Genomic DNA, 20,080 nt, shown 5'->3' with positions numbered 1-20,080 from the left:
AATGCAATAAGCTCATCCTTCCCATCTCTTAGTCCTGCCCAAAAATTGCAACGCTCAAATAATGTTGGATAATCTGAATGCCTTAATGACGAATTGCTTCAATCGATCTTCCCCCTTCCGTTAGGTTTGCCTAGTCACTCAATGCTCTTGTCATCCTAATCACTGAACTCAGGTATAGAAATAGAACCAAACCATAGAAGTTCCAAACACTAGGTATCGACACGACACTTAGATAAAGTCCATAAGGAAGTGACCATAGCATCACAATTACCATTAAGATTCGATTATTTCTAAACGAGGCTGCAATACCTAGAACTGCAGGTAGAATCAACATTGCAAAAATGATCAGAAATGTGGAGTGACTTATCGGCGTATTGGAATACGGGTTCCAAAACAAAAATAGACAACACAAAATGATGCATCCTACGGAAGCCAGCAATCCGGAAATGGAAATGTTCATTTTCACTCTCCAGCGCTCCTTTTCCGAAGGATAACAGCAACTTCCTTAACCATGGGTTCAATACGATCCCAACGATTCATGCAGTGATGAAGAATCATGTCTAAGTCGTTTTCATTCTGCGCTTCCTCTGTGTTGCGAAACAGAATATTCATAAGCCAATTCGTTAGATTCCGAAGATGGTGGCGGTAGGAGTAAAACCGCAATAAATCGAGATTAATCGCCACAGATTTACCTAAATGCTTTAAGTAAGCGGAGTAGAAAACATCGAACTCATCACCGATATAGCCAATTAAATCAAATTCCGGAGGCGCCAAAATCGCGGATTCCCAATCGACCACATACAATTCGTTGCCCTGACGAATCAAATTCCCTCCCCACATATCTCCGTGGCACACTACTTTTTCTTTCGTATCTGTTATCGCTGAATGGCGAAGTTTGCGAACGAGATCCAGCAGGTTCATGATCTGCTCTTTGTTGGGCCATACATGCGCTCTTAGCGCTTGTTTACTAGGATTGTCAAATGTCACAGTGCTTTCAAGCAACGAAATACACTTATCGAGGTCAAATTCAAAGGAAATATCAAATGATTCTATCAAGATCATACTCTTGTCTATTAAAGGACTAATTAGGTGAATTGCAGCCACTGATTGAGCAATGCTTTCAAGAATCTCTAGAGAGAACGGATAAGCATCAGCCAATGACTCGCCGTGAATATAGTTAAATAATACGACCGTAATCTCGTTTATTGTTGTTGAAAATCCGCCAATTCGGTTCTTAATTGGATAAGTCATTTTTTGAAACAGTCCTTGATGGTACATGTTCCAAGTCAATGGCAAGTAATATTGAAAACGATCGATACTCAGTCTATGTCTGTCATTCTTATGATCAAATAATTTCAGATAATAACGCTCTCCATTTATGCATGACAGCCGGTAAGAGTAAGCTGAATCCCCAAAAGGAATGAATTGAATGGTTTCAACTTGTATCCCGTATTCTCTATCCAGGTAGGAGGCAAGTACTCGATCTTCGATACGATATTTTACTTCCAGAACATTCACTCCCTAAGCAATCATCATTTCTAATGACATTAACCTTCGTTTTAATCTAGTAGAAAAGGTATAATTAGGAACAAATAATGATCCTTTACATGTGCATTCACACTCTGGTAGGAGGAAAAAAGATGAAAATAGCAGGCGTTATTCCGCAGCTGCGAACGATGAATTTAGACAGTTCCATACGCTTCTACACGACTCAACTAGGCTTGGAACTCGCATTCCGATATGAAGATTTTTATGCCGGCATACGTGCAGGCAACCAGATTTTTCATCTCAAGTACGTTTGTGAACAGGATCCTTCAATCCCCTATACTCGCGATGGAGACCATTTCACTCTCTACCTGCAGACGGATGATGCCGCTGCTTTGGCTGAGTTGCTGAAAGAGCGAAGGGTCAATTTGATTAAGGATGTGCATGAGACGGATTGGAGTACTCGGGAGTTTGTCATCGAGGATGATCAGGGACATACGATTTACTTTGGCGAGGCGCTCTAGGCTCAGCCTAGCTGCATATCACAAAGCTAATAACATAAGAATTCACTGATTTGCTGCGACCATAATAAATGCACCAAAGATCACTCCCCATACACTCAGCGCGGAACTTATCACAATAGGTAACCATCTAACTCGCCCTAATGATACATACAACATCATGAAGAGCGGATATAATACAATCATTTTTATTATCAAGTAGATGATCGACATGATGACATAACTATGGAGGAACATGGATAAAAGACCCATAATAATTAACCCCGTTAATCCTACTGAATAGCCAATGTACTCTTCTAAATACGTATTGAAGTTTTCGTTAAGATCAAATAGAAACGCAGCTATCGCTGGGGGAACCAACATAATGAAATACTGCATGATTAGGTGAAGATAGAAATTCCTTCTCACTTGTGTCCCCCCTTCGCACCAACAACAAACGGCAGCCAATCCAAAAGATCGCTGCCGTTCGTTTATTTATGCTCCACTTTATAGCTCCAATTTAACACCTAACATACTTACGTTTGAAACCAATCTGCCCTCTATCAATTGCTTTCTGAATATTATCGGCAGCCGATATCAACTTGCTCTTTGCCTTGTCCTTGTTCACTTCTACGGGGCCAACCGCTCTCGCAATCTCGACAGCCTTGTCGTGGAGAGGCGTATAAGACACCGCTACGGTATAAATGAAGTTATTCATCGCAAATTTCGTACGCTCGGGAGCATCATGGATCGTAGCTGCTACCTGATCAAGCATGTTGGCAAGCTTACTTTCGGAAAACTCACTATCCTTTCGATTGCCGAGCAGCCAGCAGTAACAGCTCCAGCCACCTGACATGCGAAGCTCTTCCCCGCTGGCAATCCATTTATCGGCAACTTCCTGGGCAATATCAGATTCCGCCAGCGTTACGGCCACCACATAATCAGACAGCATAAAGAAATAAGCCGAATCCATCCATCGGTCATAATCAGCCGCAGTCATCCCCTTCGGGTCCGCAATTACGCCGGCAAAGTACATCGCATCGTAATTCCCCGTAGCGTACAGCTCTTCGGCTAAAGGCTGATTGATTTTAATTTTCTTCGCAATCGGTTTCATCTCGCCTGTAGTCGCTCCAAAAAGCGGCTCCTGCGCCCCATTGGACATGTACATTTTCTTGCTGCGTTCCTTGCCGATTGCTTCAAGCTCCTGCATGACCGCTTCCAAATTCATTCAATCGCACGTCCTTATTTATGTAGTCGTTCAACAGCCTGTTCGAACTTCTTCTTCCTTTATTATAATGAAAATTGCAGCATTAGTTAAGCCCTAACCTGCATTGGCGATTGCTCTCTTAAGTTTATCATAATCGGCGAAATCCACGTATTTAACCCCATTAATAAAAAGCGTCGGCGTTGAAGTAATCAGCTTCTCAGCCTTCGCGTTATGAGCAATCACTTCATCCGCATACGCCTCGGTTTCGATATCCTGCTTCAACTTCTCATAATCAACCTCAAGCTGCGCATTCTTAGCTAGTTCAACGAGAAATGACGGCGTTGCCCATGCAACCCGCTCATCGCCTTGATTCTTATAAATCGCATCATAATAGTTCCAAAATTCATGTGGGTTCTGATGATAAATCGATTGGCCCGCCATAGCGGCAGCAAAGGAATCCGGTCCGATAATCGTATTATTCATGAAATACAGTGCTACTGTCCCTTTATCGATATAGTCCTGAACCAGCTTCGGTTTCATTTCCTGGCTAAAGTAGCGGCAAGCCGGGCACTTAAAGTCACCGAACTCGACAATTTTGACCGGCGCGTCAGCAGAACCGAGCATGGGAAGCTGCTGGTAATCGAACGCAACCGGCTCTGGCTTAGGCGCGAATACAACCGCTAATACGATAGATGCGGCCGCTGCGAAACAGATGCTGAAGAAGATCCATCGTTTTCGTTCCTTTAGCCTTTGTTTTTCCAATTCTCTTAATCGTTTCGTTCCACCCGGTATTTTCTTGTTATCAACCAACGCATCCATGATCGTCCCCGCCTTTCTACATAAGCATAAATAGAAAGACTGCCAAGGCAGCCTTTCATTTAAGCAGTATCACACACACAACGTAACTTTACCTTGGCCAGCGCATTTCAACAGCCTGCAAAGCAGGGAACGCAGCATGCGGCTCGGCTTGGTACCAATAAGCCACCGAGGACACATCATCCGTTCTCTCGAACAAAGCGCGGCTGTTATGCCCCATTTGTTGAATGGTCACCTTAAGCTCATTCTCGAAGCGAATCGGGTCCATTAAATGCCAACGGTACAAGCCATGCATCGGAACGCTGTCTTCACCGAAGATATCGCTGCGCGTCGTATCCGTCTTCGAATAATAGGGATAGCCCAGATAAGGCGTATTATAGGGAACTTCAACGATTTTCCCATCCCGTTTCTCATAGAAGCACCAAGCGCCTCCGAAATAATCTTCCGTCCCCGTGCCGCATATGGTCGGCCACTCTTCATCGCCATCCATATAAAACTTGATCTCGCCTTCCCCCCACCAATACCGCTCCAGCGCGGCCCAAGCCAAGTAAGTACCGATGTAGTGTCCTTTCCCCTTTACATTATCAAGGATGGTGAAATCCTGGGCTGCAGTCGTAATATTTTCCCTTCTCCATTGTGCATGGAAATAACCTGCTTCTTCCGGAATCTCATCGACCAAAGTATAACTAAATTGATAGAAAAATCCCCCGATCTCGCGCGCATGCTGATTCTCGATCGTAATCTTGGCTTTGGTACGGAACGGCATCGGAAAATAGCAGTTCATGCCTCCGGTCGGATTGACGACAATCGGCAGAGAATTCACGAGGCTCCGGGCACCGAATCCGTTGCAAAAGAAGTCGCCCAGCGGCACTTCTACCGAGGGCTCAGCCTCGTCATCCCAGTACATCCGTATTACCAGATCTCGCAGCACGAAATACCCTTTATCTGTCCGATCCGTAACCGTAATCCAGAAATGCTGGATCACACCGGGGCCGTCCACTTCCATCAATGTGACCGTCTCCCCTTGCTGCAGCGTAATACACGGCCTGCCCTTCCGGCCAACGCCTAAATTACTGGCTTCCTTCCCGCCGGCACCGACTTCCCCCCTCGGATTCTCGGCGCTGATCGAACGAGTCTTTCCATTCGTCATCAGCGGTGCCGTAGATAAACCGAATCCTAACCCTTGATTGTGCAGCATGTGAACAACCTCCTACTTATATTTACGAACTAAGATCTGAATGATTGCCGGTTGCAGCAACGTGTACGCCGATTCTAGCTTCTCCTGCCGCGACTTGATAGCCGCTGTGTTTGAAGCAAAGCACCTGATGATCCGCATTCAGTTGAAGCATCTCCGGTTTGGTCGAACGGCAAATTTCTTGGGCATACACGCACCGACCGGCAAACTTGCAACCGCCAAGGCCATACTCCTTGCTCTCAAGATCAGGGAGCTTCATGTCCTCATCCCATTTCTTCCCGACCCGCGGGATCGACTCCAGCAAGAGCTCTGTATAGGGATGTGCAGGATGGTTCAATATTTCTTTGGCTTTGCCATATTCGATTAAATTCCCCCTGTACATCGTGGCAATATAATCGCTGACATAATAAGCGGTGGATAGATCATGCGTAATATAAATAAAGTTGACGTTATATTCATCCTTCAGCTTCATGAATAAGTTGACGACGTTCATGCGCAGCGAAGCGTCGATCATGGCGACCGGTTCATCCGCTACGATGAGCCTCGGCTTCGGAATGAGCGCCCGCGCGATCGATATCCGCTGCAGCTCACCACCGGAAAACTGATTGGGATACTTGCCGGCCACATTCGCCAGATCAAGGCCAACAGATTTCAGAACATCCGTGATGATCCGCTTTGCTTCCTGCTTCGTCTTGGCAATATCCAGATTGAGTGCCGTTTCATAGAGATAGGTATCCACCGTCTTGCGGCTGCTGAACGTGGAGAACGGATTTTGAAAGATGGGCTGTACTTTCTTTAGAAAAGCTTTCTTGTTCTTTCGTTTCGCATAGAAAGACAGCGGCGTACCTTCTATGACAACCTCGCCGAAAGACGGCTCGAGCAGGCGCAAAATCATCTTCGCGAGCGTCGTCTTCCCACAACCGGATTCACCGACAATGCTCATGATTTGCGGTTTATCTCCCGGAAGGGTTAAATCAATATGATCTACCGCTGTTATTTTGGTCCCCAGCAGCATGCCGCCGATTTTGTAATGCATGGAGAGACCGTGGATTTCCAGAATGTTTGCAGCCAAACAAACACCTCCTTCATAGCTGTTGCTCCGCATGAACTCATTTCGATAAGACACAGCCTAACTGCTAACTGAGTAAATGGCAGCTCGCATAATGACCCTCGCCAACACTTACCCGCTCCGGCTCGACCAAACGACAGACCTCCGTCACATGCGGGCATCTTGCGGCAAATCGGCAGCCGGCAGGCGGATTCTTCAAGCTTGGAGGCGTTCCCGGTATGCCTTCCTTCTGGCTGTTATCTCCGATTCTCGGCAGTGCATGAATGAGCATTTTGGTATAGGGATGTTGCGGCTCAGTAAAGATCCGGTCCGTCGGACCAATTTCAATCATCTGGCCGGCATACATAATGCCCATTCGATTCGTAATCTGATAATGAACCCCCATGTCATGAGAGACGATAACCATGGAATTCATTAGTTTCTTCTGCACCTGCGACAGCATGGTGAGTATTCCACGTTGTACAACGACATCCAGCGCTGTCGTCGGCTCATCTGCAAGGACGATACTGGGATGCAAGAACGTAGCAAGTGCGATTAACACCCGCTGCCTCATTCCGCCGCTTAACTGATGAGGATAAGCTTTGAGCACCTCCGGCGGAAGCTCCAGCTCCTTTAGGTAAGCCGTGATTTCATGCTCCAGCGCTTTCTTGTTCTTCACGCCATGGAACTTGCTGATGGTATCGAAGAATTGGTTTCTCACTCGGGTCACCGGATTCATTACATGCATAGCACCTTGCGGCACGTAGGAGATATCTTTCCACCAGCTCTTATGGATCTCCCCGTTGCGATAGACGACCGGCGCACCTTTCCGGTCGGAAGTATGCACTTCGACAGAACCGGATGCGATTTCAAGCGGATAGTTGATCAAGTCATACATGACCTTGAGCAGCGTTGACTTTCCGCAGCCGGATTCGCCCGCGATGCCGAAGATCTCGTTCTTCCGAACCTCGAAATCTACTTTATCGACGGCCTTCACATAGCCATTCAACATGTTATATTGCGCACTTACCTGATTTAGCTTCAGCATTTTACTTCCCTCTCCTTAGCGCAGAATATTGCTGATAGCCCGTCATAACCAGGAATAAGGATATGAAGATCAAGCAGATCGCAGCAACCGGAGATCCAATCCACCACCAGCGCTCGGAGAGCATGGCCTGATGCTGATTCGCCCAATAAATCATCGTGCCGAGCGTAGCCTTCTCGTTGCTTGACATCCCGATAACGGCCATGCCGGATTCAGAGCCGATGGCCACGAGAATCGTATTGACAAAATTAGCTACCGACCAGCCCGCAACAAAAGGAAAGATTTCTTTAACGATGATTTTCAGCGTATTCTGCCCAGAGAAGATGGCGGTACTGATAAAATCACGTTCGCTGAGCGATAACGCCATAGAGCGAAGCTGACGCGCCGGCCAGGGCCAGTTAAAGATAATTAACACAAACGCGATCATGAAGAGCGAAGCCTTGCCTTGCATGAGACTTCCGAGCAGAATCAGAATAGGCAGCGATGGAATGACGATAAAAGAGTCGGTCATAATGGTAATCAGCCGATCGATAAAGCCGCCTTTAAATCCGGCCCAAAGTCCTAACAAAACGCCGATCAATGTAGCGAAGAATGCAACGATAATGCCGATAATGAATGAGTTTTGGATCGATTTGGCAAGCAGCCAGAACGTGTCTTGACCAAGGTTCGTCGTTCCGAAGATATGATCTTTACTCGGCTTAAGATTCTTCAAATACGTTCCCCATTCGATCGGATTGCCCTGATAGAAGAAAGGAATGATGAAGCCCAGAATAATAAAGATGCTCAGCATGGCTACACCTAGCTTTAAACGAATATTCCAATGCTTCACGTGTCACTCACCTCCGAAGCACACTTATTTATAACGAACCCTTGGATCCAGGAACGGATATAAGAAATCCACGATAAAAGTAGCCGCTGCCACTGCGATAATAGAAAGCGTAATCGTCCCCATGATCAGGTTATAGTCTGCCTGTAGAATACCGGTATAAATAAGAGTCCCGATACCCGGATATCCGAACAGGATTTCCGTAATTAACGCCCCATTGAAGATCGTTCCGATCTGAAGCGCCAGCATCGTAACTTGCGGAAGCGCCGCATTGGGCAGCACGTATTTGGTCATAATTCTGCGCTCGCTTAAGCCCTTGAGTCTGGCGAATTGAACGTAATCCTCTTCGGCGATGCCGGACGACAAGGTTTTCATACTAATCACCCACCACCCCGTTCCAACGAGTATCATGGAGAACGCCGGCAAGATCGAGTTATAGACAATGCTTCTAATATGCTCCCATGAAAACCCATCTCCTTGAAAGGTAGCCGATAACGGGAAAATCGGATAAATATACGACAGCAGCATGATCAGAATCAGGGCCAAAATATAATAGGGAATCGGATAGATCATGATGGAGATGGCTTCCATCGCCTTGGAGTACGATTTATCTTTGAGAAACCCTGCAAGCAAGCCGACAATATTGCCGATCAGCCATGCAATGATCGTCGAGATTAATAACAATCCCATTGTCCAGGGCAGTGCTTTCGCGATTAATTCATTGACCGGATTCGGATAGCTGGCCAGTGAAGGGCCGAAATCCTGCGTCACGATAACCCGCTTCACAAATCCCCAATACTGATCCCACATCGAGCCTTCAAGACCGAAGGATTCATTCAAGGTTTCACGTAAGGTAATGATCGCATCCGGTTCCATGAATGCTTGGTTTGCCGTCATCTTGCCGATCATCGCTTCTACCGGATCCGATGGCATGAACCGGGGCACGAAGAAAACGGTCGTGATGCCGATGAATACGACGAGCACAAAGGAAAGCACTTTGGACAGCAAAAACTTGTAAAACCCCATAAAGCAGCATCTCCCCCGCCTGCGTTAATCGCCTTTTCGGATAAATACATACCGGACCTCTGCAGCCCGGTATGTATTCGAAATCGGATTCCGTATTATCTGCCTGTCGGCTTCAAATGTGGGGTGTAGAACTTAAACTGCGACCACCACCACCATGGACCCTCGAACGCATTCTCCGATGTTTGGAATCCATCCCAATAGTACGTATCGACCGGCACGAATTTGGATGTACCGAACATTGGAATAAACGGCATGCCCTTGACGAATTCTTTATTGATTTCCGTGATGTTCTGGATCACCTTCGGATCGTCGCTCGGCAAGCTGTCCAGCTCGTCAAGCAAAGAGCTCACACGGTCATTCGCCCAACGGTTGCGGTTACCCGGCGCCTGCTCGCCGATCGGCACGATGTACTGCTTATGCCAGCCGGTCATATTCGCCGTCGTATCCGGCAGCAAGCCGCATGCCGGCCAGTAAGAGCCGACTGTGAACGCTCCGGTTGATTCGCTGTCCCAGAAGGATGCGCCTTCCATCTGCTGCACATTGACGTCAATGCCTTGCTTGCGCCAGGAATCCGCCACTGCAAATGCCAATCGCATCGACTGGACTTCAAAGTTCGCCGGTGCATTGATGGTCAAGGTCCATGGTTTGCCGTTTGGCAGAAGCCATTTGTCGCCGTCTTTCTTAAATCCGCTCTTCTCCAGCAATTTCGCCGCTTCAGCCGGATCGAACTTCCACCAGCCTACGCCGAAGGTGTCATTGATCGCGCTCTCATCGGTCGGCAAACCTTCAATGCCCTGCTGCTTCAGCATGTCGACAATACCAGCGGCATAGCTGTCGTCGAACGGTTTGTAACCGTCATCGAGCGCAAAATCCTTCAGCCATCCTAACATCGGCTTATGGTAAGTGTCCTGTAGCACTTTGATCGGTGGCAGCTGGATCGGAGATACGCGCAGCATGCCGCCGAAGGTAGCCATCGATACATTCTTAATATCCGTCATCAATGTGAGAGCCCAGCGTACATCCGGATTATTGTATGGCTCTTTCGCCGTATTAAAGGACATCCCGCGCTCGCACGGATCATCCATCGTTGCGTACGGGAAGCCTTCGTACCAAGCTTTGGCATATTCGTTCTTCTGCCGCAGCACATCCCAGCTTTCAGGCGTAATATCCTGCAGGATGTCCATATCATGCTGGATCATCGCGATAATCCGTTTCTCCTCCGGTCCGAAAAATTTGAACAAAATGTATTTCGGGCCGGGCTCGCCTACAAGCTTGCCGATATCGCTCTTCTGCCAGTCCTCACGCTTCTCCCAGAGGAACCAATTCCCCTGAGGATCGCGATCCTTCAGCTTGTACGGACCTACGCCGATCGGATTCGAGAACTTGAACGTTGCCGGGTCTTCTTTCTCCCAAATATGCTTCGGCATAACGCGGAAGCTATTCCCCCAAATCACGACACCGAGCTTCTGCGCCAATCTCGTCTCCGGATTAACGGTTTCGACTTCAATCGTGTAATCATCGGTCGCCTTCATGCTCTTGATCAGATTCGTGAAGTAGCCGTTGTAGCCGAGCTCCTTCGCGCCTGTAATCATCGTTGCCGTAAATTCCACGTCATGCGCCGTGAATGGCTGGCCATCCGACCAAGTCAAACCTTCCTGGATTTTGAACGAAAACTTCGTATTGGTTGCATCCAATGGCTCCGGGAACGTAGAAGCCAAATCCGGGATCTGCGTGCCTTTCTGCGTATCGATTTCCCATAAGTTCGAGAACATGAGCTGATGCACGCCGGCATCCATGGCAACGGCTCCAGGTACATAGGGATTGTACCGGTCCGGGTCAGGGCTGCGGCCGCCTAAGATGTCGACGATTAACGTTTCGCTTCTCGGCGTACCGACATCGGTCATCTTGCCGTCTGATTTGGAATCCCCCGAATCCTTGTTGCCGTCCGTTCCTACAGCCGTATTATTCTTGTTCGTGTCTGAAGTAGAGCTGCCCTTGTCATTGTCGTTATTGCAAGCTGTGATGATCAGTGCCGTGAGTACGAACAGCACTGTAAGCCTTTTCATGATTCGCAATGAACACTCCTCCTTCTATTGGGATAATCCGAGTATAGCGATTAGAAGGATTGATTAATTTCAAAATACTTGGATTTCATTAAGAATCATTGGCGATTAGAAAGGACTGCTGATATTCTTTGGGACTCATATGTTCAATGCTTTTAAACACCGTGCTAAAGTAGGCTGCATCTTGAAAGCCTACCATCTCCGCCACCTGATAGACCTTTAAATCCTGCTGTCTGAGAAACTCCTTGGCAATTCGAATGCGGATGAGATTGATGTACTCACTGAACGTGACATGGGTATACTTCTTGAATTGGGAGCTAAAGTACCACGCATTCAGATAGACGGCATCAGCCACCTCTTTAAGCGTAAGGTTCTTCATATAATTCATCTCGATATAACGGATGGCGGATTGAATATAATGCGGATTATGATTCTCGTCAGTCATACACATAATAGCGGACATAAAATAGGTCTTCAGCCAGCTGAGCAGCTCTTTAAAGTTACGGATTCCCTTCATTTCCTGCACATAATCGATGTGGCCGCCGAAGAACGGCTCAACCCCATGATCCTTTAGTACATGTTCTAAATAAATAAGTTCGCTCAGCAATTCTCGCTTCAACCGAACCGGCTCAAATCTACTGGGAACACGATGAAGCTGCTGCAGGATGGTTTCGATATAGTGTCGCAGCTTCTTTGCATCCGCTAAGGCATAATATTTGCCAAATCGGTCTCCTGAGAAGTATTCACTTATCGTAAATGGCTCCGGCTGGTTCAATTGCTCCTTGTACATGTCGTCATCCATAACGGCGGAATACTCATTAAACGCTAGAAACTCACAGTATTTAAGGCAAGTTTTATAGGCATGCTCAATCGATCTGGACCCACTAGTAAAGCGATGGACGGCCGCAACTATAGTTCGGTTCTGTTTGCGCATCGCCAGCCGGCATTCGTTTAGCAGCTGCTTGAAGTCTATTGCATTCATCATACCGCGATAAAGAACGATACATTTCCCCTCATAAATCACCGTATCCAAGGCCGCTCGCTCGATGTTCGCATGGAGTAATTGATGACGGATCTGCTCTTCTAATCGGACGTCGATGTTCTCATGACCCGAGAAGACGGCCATCTGCAAATCATAGAGTACCGACCAGCTATCCGGAAGCTCGAGACTCCCGCTGATTAACTTCTCGAGCAGCTGCTTGTGTGACAATTTCTCGTGCTCCGTTTCTTTCTCTGCTGCTTTCCCTTTAATCTTATCCAACAGGTCGATGACCGTCTGGTAATGGCATGGCTTCAGTAAGTAATCGATTGCACCGCACCGCATCGCTTCCCGAACATAGTCAAATTCCGCGTGTCCGCTCAAAATGACAATATACATATACGGATACAACTTGCTGATTTCGCGAGTAAGCTCAATTCCGTTCATCCCCGGCATCATCACATCCGTAATGACGATATCCGCCTCCGTAACCTGCATGACATTCAGCGCTTCCTCCGCACTTTGCGCTGTCCCGACGATTTCATGCCCCGTACAGTGTTTGGCGAAAATATGCTGCAACCCTTTGAGTACTGACCTCTCATCATCGACGAGTACGATTCTCAAAGCAGACCTCCCCTTCCTGCCAATAAGTTAGGCATGCATGGCTTCATCCTTCCAAAGCTCCTCTTGCGGCACGCCTGCATCTGTCCGCAGCTTCAGCATAATGGCTGTTCCGCGGCCGATTTCGCTCCGTATGGACAATCCGAACCCCTCCCCATAGATAAAAGCAATTCGTTGCCTGACTAGTTGAATGCCGAGACCGCTGCTTAAGCTTTTCTGCTCGAATGATGCCAGTAAAGCCTCTACTTTCTCTGCAGGCATGCCGGTCCCATTGTCCTCGACCTCGAGATACAAGTCGCCGTCTTGGGCATAACCTCGAATGATAACGATGCCGCCAAGCAACATTTGTTGAAATGCATATTTAATGGCGTTCTCCACTAGCGGCTGAATGAGCAGCTTTGGAATCTTAATGTCTGCAATCGCAGGGTCAAGATGAAACACATAGGATAGTTTGTCTTCAAAGCGCATGCGCTGAATTTTCAAGTAATTCTCCAATTGCTCCATATCTTCCGAGACCGTGACAAATTCATTCTGATGAGAGATGGAATAGCGCAATATCGTGGACAATGAAATTATCGCTTCGCCGATTTCTTCCTCATCCTTGACCACCGTCATCCAGTAAATCATATCGAGCGTGTTATATAGAAAATGGGGATTCAGCTTCGACTGCAGATTGATCACTTCGGCTTTTCGATAGGTTAGCTGTTGGTAGTACACAGTCTTAATCAAACGGTTGACCCGTTCTGCCATATGGTTGAAATGCCTTATAATGACGCTGAATTCGTCATTACCTTCTCGATTCACGATAACATCCAGTCTGCCTTGCTCAATGCTCTCCATCCCTCTTAGTATCTGTTTCAGCGGTCTTAGAATCATACGTAGTATGAGCAAAGCAAATAGAAAGATGAACGCAAACACGATCAATTCCATAAGCAGTAACACTTTATTCACTTGGTTGACTTGATTAAGGATTTCTTTGTTCGGTACTACCCCGATCAGTTTCCATCCCTGATAATCCAGTGTGAAGGTGACCTGCGTGCCTGAATCGAGCTGCTGCGCTAAACGGGTTTCCTTCTGATTAACAAGCCTCCTATCCGTGGCAAACATGATGGTATTATCTTTGAGCAGAAACACACTCCCTTCTTCTCCTAATCGCACATCGTCCAGTTGATCTCGGAATTTCTCATTCAGGTCAACTCTGAGCAGACCGAGCAGTTCTCCTCCATCATAGATGAGCATCATCATCGTAATGAGATGCGTTTGCGGCTGCACCGTCCAGATGACATCCTCATGGCTGGTCGGCCGATTTGTTGTCATCAATTGCTCGGTAAGCTTGTCTACTTCGAATATCGCATCGGAATAAAAGAGGTTCATCGGTGCGTAGCCAACCGGAAATATGTAGATGTTCTCGATCATTTCTAAATTAGGCAGCCTTACGATTTGCCTTGCAATCTGGTATTTCGCGATTTGATAGTTGATGGCATGCTGTTTCAAATCCTTCAAATAGTTCTTTAATACTTGGTTGTTGCGTATGACGCGAGCGTTGGCATCGATTTGTTTGTATTGAAGATCAACTTGCTTCCCGATTTGCCGAACGGTTTCCTGTAAATTGGCTTCCGATTGCCGCAGGATAATCCCGCTAATCCAATGCTGGAAGAAACCCGCCTGCAGGATGACCAGAAGGAGTGAAATGATAATGAAAGCAATAATGATTTTGTATTTGAGTGATCGAACTTTAATCCATTTCATCATTGGCTTCACTCCTACATGGTAGTAACAGCTGTCTATAGTGCGAAATGGCTTTTAATGGTTGCGCTTTCATAAATCGGTAAGGTCATTATAAGGAGATTTTTTCCAGAGATCAATGAGGCAAAGGTCTGCGAACTTTTCTGTCAGATTCTAACGGAAATCGAAGAAATGGATCGATAATTGTAGACCCCAATAGAAAAAAGGCTTGCAGACGGCTTCTCCGATTGGAGAAACCTCTGCAAGCCATTCGATTTAAACCTTCTTCATCTATCAATAGAGACGTAGTAATTGCCTTCTACAAATGGGAACCGCTCAAGCGCATCCTCTGTCAGTTCCACGCCGAGTCCCGGTTTGTCCGTAAGCGCGAGCCATCCGCCTTGAATAACTGGGCTTTCTTTCACGATTCCCCATTGCAAAGGCCCTTGAATACGGCACAATTCCAACAGAATCGGATTTGGAAGCGCAGCAACCAGATGTGCGTTCGCCATGGTCATGACGCCATTATGCCAGTTATGAGGGATTGTCGGAACACCGTACTGCATGCCGAATTGCGCAATCGACATAGCCGCGGTAATCCCGCATATTCCTGCATCCTGTTGAATGATAGAATATGACTTCCGTTCCATATATGGAATGAACTGCTCTACCGTCGTGTACTGTTCGCCTCCGGTAACGGGAACATCCAATGCTGCATTCAGCCTCGCGTAACCTTCAACATCCTTCTGCGGAATCGGTTCTTCGAACCAACGGAATCCGCCAATCCGATCCAGCCCTTTGCCAAGCGCTAGTGCGATCTCTTCCGTTAGGCGCTGATTCCCGTCAATGGCAAGCTCCATCCGGCCCTTCACTTCCTGGGACAGCTCTTGAATCAAACCGAGCATGCGATCCACGGTTACGCGATCCCAATCCCAATGTGTGCCAACTCTGAACTTGAACACCTCATAGCCCTCGGCGATATACGATAAAGCTTCTTCTATTAATTGCTCCGGCCGAGCTCTCCAATCGTAGCTGCATCCGCCGGAAGCATAGAGCTGCACTTTGCCAATCGGATTAGGCGAAAGCAGCTGCGCAACCGGTTTACCTGCTAATTTCCCGCGGATATCCCAAAGCGCACAATCAATCCCGGAGATCGCACAGTCGTATGCCCAGGATTGCCCATTCGGATGCAACACGATGGATGGATCTCTCGGATCACGCCCGATTAGTAAAGGGCTGACTCTCCTTACCATATCGCTGATCTTACCGGGTACACCATAAGCACAGGCTTCGCCGATTCCTGTAATGCCCGCATCGGTACGAATGACCACGATTGCGGCTTCCGCTTTGATTACCCGAAAGGTAGAAGTCATCCATTGCCTTTCAGGTTCATGCATGCGAGATAACAGAATCGTCTCGACATGCGTTATTTTTACATCCGACATCGTATCTACTCTCCCTACTCCTATGAATAGCAATCCTTTTCCCTGCATTGAAGGAACTGAATAAAGTATAGTCATCTGGTGCACGCAAACAAATGGACAATCATACGTTTTTTGGACTGTTTCATGGACGCAGTTTCACTGAAAAGAGACCGATCCAAGATCGGCCTCCCATTTCATAACAATCCTCGTTATTCTCCGGCCGGATAGAGGATTCTTGCATCTCCCCAGTCCGCATGATCCCAATCGCCGCCGTTACCGCCATTGGTGACGACGAGCTTCAGCTCATTGACACCGGCGATAGGCAGATCAATATTTTGCGTCGGCGCTGTTGCATTCATGAATCCACTGTCGAATGCCAATACGCCATCCAGCCACACCTCGAAGCTAACGCCGCCATTGCCATAAGTCTCGTCGTCAACGCCAACACTCGCTTGGAATTTCGCGTATTCGCCTCCGAGCGTATACACGATTGTAGATTCGGCATGGGTTCCTAAACCTTTCGCATAGACGACATCATTAAGTGTAATCGGTTTACCGTCGGATGATTTATCACGCTGGATATTGCCCCAGCCTGCAACGCCGTAATCCCATGAATAGTCACTGAGGTACACTGTCGGCGAAGAAGGCGGTGCAAGAACGGCATGAAAGGCGTTACTGGCATCGGAGCTGTTGCCGGCTGCATCTTTCGCTTTTACGGTAAAAGCACTGGAAGTCCCCGGAATAAGACCGGATGCTGTAAACGAAGTCGCCGTTGCCCCAGTAGTTTTACCGACCAGACTGCCGTTCCTATAAACCTCATAACCTGTAACCGCCTTGTTATCCGTTGAAGCTGTCCAAGTTAATGTTGCGCTAGTGCCTGTAACGGATGCAGCTGTTAAACCAGCTGGCGCTGTTGGCGGCTGCGAATCCGGAAGTTCTGTCGTCACGCTTAGCGCAGAACTGGAATCTGAGACATTGCCTGCCGCGTCACGCGCACGTAACGTGATGCTGTAAGTCGTGACCGGCGACAGACCCGTAAGCGTAAAGGCTAATTCACCTGGCGCAGTACTGCCCACAAGCGCCCCATCTCGATAGACATCGTAACCGACGACGCCTACATTGTCGGATGTTGGACTCCATGTCAAATCTATCGTCTCATCTGTCTGCGATGGTGAAACGAGATTCGTTGGAACGTTAGGCTTCTTCGTGTCAGGCAGTCCCGGACTTACAAGAATAACCTTTTCTTTCACGTTCGAACGTCCTTCATTATCCCACACGACAAGTGTCACCCGGTAGACGCCCGGTTGATCGTAGACGTACGTTGGCATAGCGGATGCGCTTGGCAGCCCTGCCCCGAAGTCCCAGAGATAGGTTGCCATCGTTCCATTATCCGTCGAGGTGCTGACGAAAGTGACCGGTGCGCCGGCGCGTACCAGCACAGGATTCGTAAAGTCAGCAACCGGCTTCGCATTCGCAAACCCGCGCGAAGTCGGCTGCGCATTGCTGCCGTTAAGGAAGACAAGATTACCTGCCCATTCCAAGTGCTGCGCAGCTGTCGGATAAGGATCCATCGTTACGCCTTTGTTGCCAGAGATAAGGTTGTTCGTAAAACTGAGGCGATCGACTCCCGCTGCATCCGTAATTTCGATCGCCTTTCTACCATTGTTTGCAATAAGGTTGCTATCGAAAGCGAGGTTCTGAGCGTTCCCGTGAATACGAATCCCATTGCCTTCATAGCCGGGATAAGCGGCTTTCGGATTGCCCAGCTGTGTATTGATAAAGCTGTTCTTGTAGAAATATTGGAACTGTTCCGTCTCGCTTGAGCCCGCACCTTGAAGCTGCATGCCCCACATAACCATGTTCTTCACTACATTGTAGCTCCACAATTGATGCCCGGTTCCCGGAGACTGCTGGATCCCTACTTGCTGCCCGCCATCTACCAGGTTGTCCGTCGTTACGGCATTCTCCGCCATAATTTCCAGCCCAATCGAACCGACTCTTCCGTCCGTCGGATGCACGACGTTCCGGCGCACAGCGATATTCTTGGAGCGAACGGCACTGATCCAGAAGTCTACATGATTATCCTCGATGATGGCATTGTCCGAATTCGTGTGCAACTCAATGGATAATCCGTGCTCCTTCAAGCCGGATCCCGTGATTGTATTGTTTCTAATAATGGCCCCGGAGCTTCCGTCATTGATGAGAATACCTCCGCGTCCGGTTTTTGCGATGACGTTATTTTCAACGGTTACATGCTTCGAATCCCAGCCTGCACGAACGGCTGCGCCCCAGATGGAGCCTACTCCGATGTTCGAGACATTGTTGTTCGTAATGCGTACGTTCTGGGAACCGACTACATACAACGCATGAGGACCGAAGCCGTCGACCGCGGCGAAATCCTTGACAGTCAGCTCGCTCATCTCATTACTGCCGCCGCCTTCGGATACTACGGCTGACATGGCTACTGTGCTGTTATTGCCATCGAGCGTCATGTTCTTGATCGAAGCACCGGATACATTCAGAAAATAGAACATGTACGTCTCCGGATTGTCCATGTATTTCACGATCGTGCTGTTGCGATCCTCTCCCCGAATAGCGACGCCTGATTTGCCCTTTACTGTGCCTGCCAAATAATACGTCCCCTTCGGGAGGAGTACCGTATTCCCCGGCGATGCTGCGTCGATTGCGGCTTGAATCGCGGCTTTGTCGTCGAGATTGTCTGCCCCGTTTGCTCCGAAATCGGCGGCGGATAGCGTGCCGGGCGCGAGCGGCGCTGCTGCGGCCACGCTCAAAGGGATAGCGGACAGCACCATAATTGCGGACAAGAACATACGAAACACAGCTTTCTTGGACGGCTTTCCTTTCATTCTTCAATTCTCTCCTTCACGATTGGATTGGCGGTGCCTTGCAGGTTATCCATTTACGATGCTACATCATGGATCAAAAAGGCGGATAGTGTACAATTGCCGAAAATGCTCCATTAGCGCGAAATGAACGCTTATACATTATTCGAAATCATGTACTATCCTGAATAAGCACATGAGAGTAAACGCCAAAAAGCCCCCACCATTCCTATGGTGAGAGCTGATCATACCTGAATCATGCCTTTTCTATTCTAAACGGTCTTTCAAGTACATCGTCAGCGAATACAGCATTAAATGCAGTTCCTCGTTTGTTTCGGCAAACGGAGTTTCTTGCACACCATGAGCATCACGGCGGAGTAATTCACGATTTAATTTTGTAATGTTGGTTACTAAAGTTTTGTTGTCCCATAACTCAATAATGGCATTCATTTGAGGCTGCTTCTCATGCGCAATATTGTTGAATTCAGCGAACTTCGGATCCAGCATGAAACCGGAAAATGAGATTTTTTCTTGCGGCGATTGTGACATTGGACAATGAACCAACTTTCTATTCGTTTGTTTGGTGAGGCGGGCAAATCGCAAATAGCTCAACTAAGGAAGTAATCGTATAGGTGCTTTGAATATCTGCAGGGCCTGTTTGTGATTTTCTGTTGATCCAGCAGGTATCGATTCCAGCGAGTATACCACCTTTTATATCGGTACTCAACGAATCGCCGATAATGAGAGCTTCGCTTTTATTGAAACCCTTAATATGACTCATTACGTAATCGAAGAATGCTATAGACGGCTTTGAATAGCCAATGCTCTGCGAATCGAAAATTGCTTCGAAAAAATCATGTAATCCGGATTGCTTCAATCTCTTGATCTGCGTTTGAGTAATCCCATTCGTAACAACAAACAGTCTATGGGATGCAGATAAGCTTTGAATAACTTCTAGCGCACCTTCGATATGCAGCTGATTTCCGGTTCCGAGCAGCTCTCTATACATCTTCTCCCATTCAGGGCCGTCCACAACTTTGCCAAGCTTCAACATCGTTTCGGAAAATCTTGAGTTAAGCACGACATCCAAACCGATCGTCCCATTCTCATAATCCGCCCACAGTTGTTTGTTTACGGAATTGTACACGCGGAATAACTCGTCCGAGAACGTATATCCATGATGCTGAAACAATTGGGTCAGCGATTCGATTTCATTCGCGCCGAAATCTAACAAGGTATCGTCTAAATCAAAAAGCAGTATGTTGTAGCTCATCTAT

At 47.7% G+C, this 20,080-nt stretch carries 16 protein-coding genes; 1 reads left to right on the top strand and 15 read right to left on the bottom strand.

What is annotated here, in order from left to right:
• Positions 1 to 462 precede the first annotated feature (462 nt).
• The gene (locus AC50Y3_RS04480; protein ID WP_494817532.1) at positions 463 to 1,518 is read right to left on the bottom strand and encodes a phosphotransferase; all 1,056 of its coding nucleotides are present in this window, start codon (positions 1,516 to 1,518) and stop codon (positions 463 to 465) included.
• A gap of 122 nt (positions 1,519 to 1,640) precedes the next feature.
• On the opposite strand from AC50Y3_RS04480, the gene AC50Y3_RS04475 reads away from it, so the two are divergent.
• Positions 1,641 to 2,009, top strand: a complete 369-nt coding sequence (locus tag AC50Y3_RS04475) for a VOC family protein (RefSeq protein ID WP_494817531.1) — start codon at positions 1,641 to 1,643, stop codon at positions 2,007 to 2,009.
• Between the two features lie 496 nt (positions 2,010 to 2,505).
• Here the strand turns inward: AC50Y3_RS04475 and AC50Y3_RS04470 are convergent, their stop codons facing one another.
• The 14 genes from AC50Y3_RS04470 to AC50Y3_RS04405 form a co-directional block, all read right to left on the bottom strand.
• Positions 2,506 to 3,213: a DNA alkylation repair protein gene (locus AC50Y3_RS04470; protein WP_494817530.1), complete on the bottom strand. Its 708-nt coding sequence runs from the start codon at positions 3,211 to 3,213 to the stop codon at positions 2,506 to 2,508.
• Between the two features lie 93 nt (positions 3,214 to 3,306).
• On the bottom strand, positions 3,307 to 4,011 hold the full coding sequence (locus tag AC50Y3_RS04465; RefSeq protein WP_494817529.1) for a DsbA family protein: 705 nt from the start codon (positions 4,009 to 4,011) through the stop codon (positions 3,307 to 3,309).
• Between the two features lie 88 nt (positions 4,012 to 4,099).
• Positions 4,100 to 5,206, bottom strand: coding sequence for a glycoside hydrolase family 172 protein (locus AC50Y3_RS04460; protein WP_494817528.1), 1,107 nt, complete (start codon positions 5,204 to 5,206; stop codon positions 4,100 to 4,102).
• Between the two features lie 22 nt (positions 5,207 to 5,228).
• Positions 5,229 to 6,275, bottom strand: a complete 1,047-nt coding sequence (locus AC50Y3_RS04455; protein ID WP_494817527.1) for an ABC transporter ATP-binding protein — start codon at positions 6,273 to 6,275, stop codon at positions 5,229 to 5,231.
• A 64-nt stretch (positions 6,276 to 6,339) separates the two neighbouring features.
• On the bottom strand, positions 6,340 to 7,299 hold the full coding sequence (locus tag AC50Y3_RS04450) for an ABC transporter ATP-binding protein (protein ID WP_494817526.1): 960 nt from the start codon (positions 7,297 to 7,299) through the stop codon (positions 6,340 to 6,342).
• Between the two features lies 1 nt (position 7,300).
• Positions 7,301 to 8,125: an ABC transporter permease gene (locus tag AC50Y3_RS04445; protein ID WP_494817525.1), complete on the bottom strand. Its 825-nt coding sequence runs from the start codon at positions 8,123 to 8,125 to the stop codon at positions 7,301 to 7,303.
• Between the two features lie 24 nt (positions 8,126 to 8,149).
• Positions 8,150 to 9,148: an ABC transporter permease gene (locus tag AC50Y3_RS04440; RefSeq protein WP_494817524.1), complete on the bottom strand. Its 999-nt coding sequence runs from the start codon at positions 9,146 to 9,148 to the stop codon at positions 8,150 to 8,152.
• Positions 9,149 to 9,243: 95 nt separating this feature from the next.
• The gene (locus AC50Y3_RS04435) at positions 9,244 to 11,214 is read right to left on the bottom strand and encodes an ABC transporter substrate-binding protein (protein ID WP_494817793.1); all 1,971 of its coding nucleotides are present in this window, start codon (positions 11,212 to 11,214) and stop codon (positions 9,244 to 9,246) included.
• Between the two features lie 88 nt (positions 11,215 to 11,302).
• Entirely contained in the window at positions 11,303 to 12,814 is a 1,512-nt protein-coding gene (locus tag AC50Y3_RS04430) for a response regulator (protein ID WP_494817523.1), read from the bottom strand.
• 27 nt (positions 12,815 to 12,841) lie between these two features.
• Complete coding sequence (locus tag AC50Y3_RS04425; RefSeq protein ID WP_494817522.1) at positions 12,842 to 14,563, bottom strand: sensor histidine kinase; 1,722 nt, start codon at positions 14,561 to 14,563, stop codon at positions 12,842 to 12,844.
• Positions 14,564 to 14,823: 260 nt separating this feature from the next.
• Entirely contained in the window at positions 14,824 to 15,981 is a 1,158-nt protein-coding gene (locus AC50Y3_RS04420) for a mandelate racemase/muconate lactonizing enzyme family protein (protein ID WP_494817521.1), read from the bottom strand.
• Positions 15,982 to 16,169: 188 nt separating this feature from the next.
• Entirely contained in the window at positions 16,170 to 18,827 is a 2,658-nt protein-coding gene (locus AC50Y3_RS04415) for an NPCBM/NEW2 domain-containing protein (protein WP_494817520.1), read from the bottom strand.
• A 243-nt stretch (positions 18,828 to 19,070) separates the two neighbouring features.
• Positions 19,071 to 19,352 (bottom strand): hypothetical protein, encoded by a 282-nt coding sequence (locus AC50Y3_RS04410; RefSeq protein ID WP_494817519.1) that lies wholly within the window; start codon positions 19,350 to 19,352, stop codon positions 19,071 to 19,073.
• Positions 19,353 to 19,371: 19 nt separating this feature from the next.
• Positions 19,372 to 20,076, bottom strand: coding sequence for a YjjG family noncanonical pyrimidine nucleotidase (locus AC50Y3_RS04405; protein ID WP_494817518.1), 705 nt, complete (start codon positions 20,074 to 20,076; stop codon positions 19,372 to 19,374).
• Positions 20,077 to 20,080 lie beyond the last annotated feature (4 nt).

Source organism: Paenibacillus sp. J22R98 (assembly GCF_059383835.1).
This window is presented reverse-complemented; position numbering and strand designations above follow the sequence as displayed.